Source organism: Luedemannella flava, from assembly GCF_039528515.1.
Taxonomy (GTDB): domain Bacteria; phylum Actinomycetota; class Actinomycetes; order Mycobacteriales; family Micromonosporaceae; genus Luedemannella; species Luedemannella flava.
In genome coordinates this window covers 1-593 of the sequence record NZ_BAAALT010000307.1, presented here as the reverse complement: position 1 = coordinate 593, position 593 = coordinate 1, and the positions used below count along the sequence as shown (strand labels likewise).

General features: G+C 79.6%; 1 pseudogene. It reads right to left on the bottom strand.

From position 1 onward, the window contains the following. Positions 1-593, bottom strand: a pseudogene (locus ABD211_RS32880) (CHAT domain-containing protein); the annotation flags it as partial.

Sequence of the window (593 nt, the reverse complement as noted above, 5' to 3'; positions counted from 1 at the left end):
CGGCGCGACCGTCACCGGGCGGCCCCGGCACGTCGGCAGCAGCGGCCAGGCCAGCTCGTGCAACGCTCCGGTCGGCACGATGACCAGCGGACGGTCGCCGACCAGCGGGCGCAGCGGGCGCAGGAGCAGGTGGTCCAGGCGGGCGGCGGCGTGTTCGGCGGCCGTGCGCGCGGCGCTCAGCGCGGCCGCGCTGCCACGTCGCAGCGCCAGCCGGCGGGTGGCGAACCGCAGGGCGGCCGACTCCGTGGCGACCTCCGCGGCCGGACCCAGCGCCCGCAGCCGCACCCGCTGCCCGGTGGCGACCACCGCGAGCAGCGACCCGTCGAGCTGCACGAACTCGATCAGTGTCCGGGGGCCCAGCGCGGCGCAGATGTCCGCGACGGTGTGCCGCGGTCCGTGGTCGGCTTCGGTGCCGGGCAGGTGCCAGGTGCGCCGGCGCACCCCGTCCTCCAGGGCGCGTTGCCGACGCAGCAGCCGGGCGGCGCGGGCGGCGTCGCCGTCCAGGGCGGTCAGCTCGATGGTGACGCGGCGCAGGCGGGCCAGGTCGGCGGCGACGTCCACGGCCGGCCAGCGCGCGGCGAGCGCCGTGGCGT